This is a genomic window from Streptomyces sp. NPDC007205, from assembly GCF_040634095.1.
Classification (GTDB): domain Bacteria; phylum Actinomycetota; class Actinomycetes; order Streptomycetales; family Streptomycetaceae; genus Streptomyces.
On sequence record NZ_JBEYEW010000140.1, the window covers coordinates 1 to 2,922 of the forward strand.

1 protein-coding gene and 1 pseudogene are annotated in these 2,922 nt (G+C 63.7%); one reads left to right on the forward strand and one right to left on the reverse strand.

The features are described 5' to 3' along the window. Positions 1-416: 416 nt before the first annotated feature. Positions 417-1,679 carry a hypothetical protein gene (locus ABZ624_RS42565; protein ID WP_360101042.1) on the reverse strand — a complete coding sequence of 421 codons (1,263 nt, stop codon included), beginning with the start codon at positions 1,677-1,679 and terminating at the stop codon, positions 417-419. Between the two features lie 405 nt (positions 1,680-2,084). Here ABZ624_RS42565 and ABZ624_RS42570 point away from each other — a divergent pair. Continuing rightward, a pseudogene (locus ABZ624_RS42570) lies at positions 2,085-2,834 on the forward strand (helicase associated domain-containing protein); the annotation flags it as partial. Between the last annotated feature and the right edge of the window lie 88 nt (positions 2,835-2,922).

Consider the following 2,922-nt stretch of genomic DNA (forward strand, 5'->3'; position numbering starts at 1 on the left):
TGATGACCGCCCCCGACTACCGCACCCAGATGACCAACCGCCACACCGTCTGGCACCAGATCACCGGCACCACACTCATGGCCACGACCGCCTGAACCAGACACCGCCAGCACCACCGGCATACCTCAACTCACCTACCACACAAACAACTTGACAAGACCCCGGCATCGCCGTCCAGGCCGGCAGATCCAGGGCGTTCTCCGGCCAGATCTGGTTGCGCGCCGTGTCGTGCAGGGGCAGGTTGCCCACGAAACGGGGCCCGGTGCGGGAAAACGCCGATCGGCGTTCCCACAGCGAGCCCCACAGCCACAAGACACGACCAACACGGAGGGGCGGGCCCCCTCTGGTCGGTGTCTGAGAAACCTCAACCAGCCCTCCGGCCGGTCACCGGTCTCTCAGCCACCCCAGGCAGAGGACTACCGAACCTCACGAGCGTGATCATCTTCCCGCTTCCGGTCAGCTTCCCGCTCCCGCTCCCGCTTCCGGTCAGCTTCCCGCTCCCGCTCCCGTTCCCGGTCAGCTTCCTCCTGCTGATGGTTGGCCTCCTGCCCCAGCTGATGGCCGCTGGAATCCGTGAACCTGCCACCAGCTGAGCCAACCTCAGGACCCCCGGCCTTGCCGGCCCGCTTATGAAAGCCTGGGTCCAGGGGAACCTCGTCGTGCTGATACTGCCCGTCCGCCGACCGCCGCTCCCGCGCACCGCCCAAGTCCGCCTCAAGGCCCATGCCCCGGTACTCGAAGTTCCCCCTGCGGACCTCAGGCTGGTCCCAGTGAATGCCATCGCCCTCGAGAGTTCGCCTGGTCTCCAAGTTGGTCCAGGTATTTCCGTTCCGTGTCCACTTTTCCCCGGTCCGGCTATTCCTGTAGACACTGTCGGAGCCGCTTTCCCATTCCGGGGCAGAAAAGTTCGGGAGGGTCGAAGGCTGGTTCTCACGGGGCCCCTGTGGCCGCTCCGGCCCCCTGCCAGACGGCCTCTGCTCGCCAGGCTTCGACTGCCCATCCTTCTTCTCAGCGTTCCGCTGGGCGTCCCGGTCTTCCTGATAAATCTTTCTCACCTCATCAACCTCCCCCCTGCTGGGAGACGTGGGAGCATTGTTCACGAGCTTTTCCCGCATGACTTCGTCGCTCAGCCCCGGGACACCCGCCGTCTCACCACCAGAGGAATGACCCAACCCCAGGACATGGCCTAACTCATGGACAATGTTGGAAAGCTTTTGATCATGGCCCGAGCTGTCGAAAAACGCCCTGTCCAACCTTAAAGGAGTGTGACTCCAAGATTTAGGGCCCGGATTATAGCCACTACTCCCTTTGCCGAAAGCTTCCCCGATCCGTGGAGACTCTAAATCATCCATGCTGACGTGCAGTGTAGCCGGATGACCTTCATAAGGCTCCTGAAATATATAGTCACCGACTGCCATATTCCATTTTTCCGTAGCCTCTTTGACCAACACCCGGACGCTCTGCGGGACGTCACCAATAAAATCATAGGTAATTACTGGATAACCCAGATCATGTTTAGCCGCAACATGACCGGGGCCGCGGTTGACGTCGGCTAAGCTGGTGGTGGCGTTCAGGATCTGCAGGCCGCCAGTCAGGGCCAACGCCACCCCACTCATGGCAACATATCGGCTTGCCATTACCATTGACGTCTTACGTGCCTTCTTGTGACGTGCAGACATGTCATCCTCCTTGGATGTCGACAGAGAGTTGAGTGACCACCGCAGTCATGCGGGGGCGTGAGATTAATTGAGGCTGAAGGCGTAAATTTGACGCCTTCAACCTATCTTCGCAATACATTGCTGTATGCCTCACTCATAGGACACATGACTGGCTGGCCTGTTACGCCTGATACCGAACTTCCTGCGTGACCTAAGCCACCCCTCGCCTGCCGCGTTGGCGTGGAGGCTCCTGGGCGGTCCAGGCGGGGGTCTCTACGGGGGCTTGCCAAGTTGCTTATGTGACAGGTGAGTTGGGGTATGCCGGTGGTGCGGGTGGTGTCTGGTTCAGGCGGTCGTGGCCATGAGTGTGGTGCCGGTGATCTGGTGCCAGATGGTGAAGCGGTTGGTCATCTCGGCAACCGACTGTCCGTGCCGGCCCGGCAGCTGCTGAAGTTCTCCACCCCGCGCCACCCCGCGCAGCTGGCGGCGTTCATCAACCTACGCGTCCTCAACCCTGAACACACCCACTGGCGGCGCGGCATCGAGGCCGCCGTCATCTACGCACGCCAGCACGGCGACCTGCGCGTCCCCTTCACCTACCGTGTCCCCGCCGCGGGCCGGAAGGAGGCCGAAGCCGAGGCGTGGCCGGCCTCGCTCGCCGGGTTTCCACTGGGACAATGGATCGCCGACGCGAGGCGGGTCTACGCCCGTGGGGACATGGACGAAGACCGCATCGCGCAGCTAGAGAAGCTCGGCATGATCTGGAGCCACTACGACGTCGCCTGGGAAGAAGGACTCGCCGCGGCGCGCGGGTGGGCAGCGGAAGCGGGCCACCTCCTGGCGCCATTGGACGCCACCTACCAGGGGTACCGGGTAGGGATCCTTCTGAAGAACACTCGCGCCGCCGCCCGCCGGGCCGCCGAGAACGATCGGCGGCGTGCCGAGGGCCTGCCGGTTCAGTCGGCGGCCGGGGCGCTGTCGGAGGAACGGCGCGAGCAGCTGGAGGACATAGACCCGTCATGGTGCCCCGCCTGGCCGGTGGAATGGCAGCGCGCCTTCCACCTCGTCCGGCTCCACCTGGAGGCCGGCGGCGAGCTGCCCATGTCGCCGGGCACCGTCGTACACCAGGGCGAGGACCTGGGGCGGTGGGTGCGGTCGGTCCGCCTGGGCTGGGACAACTGTGAGACTCGTGGGGCGTCGTCCGGGGCCAGGGTCTGACCCGTGGGACAACTGGCCAGGCTGCCTTGTTGAGGATCTGTCGGCC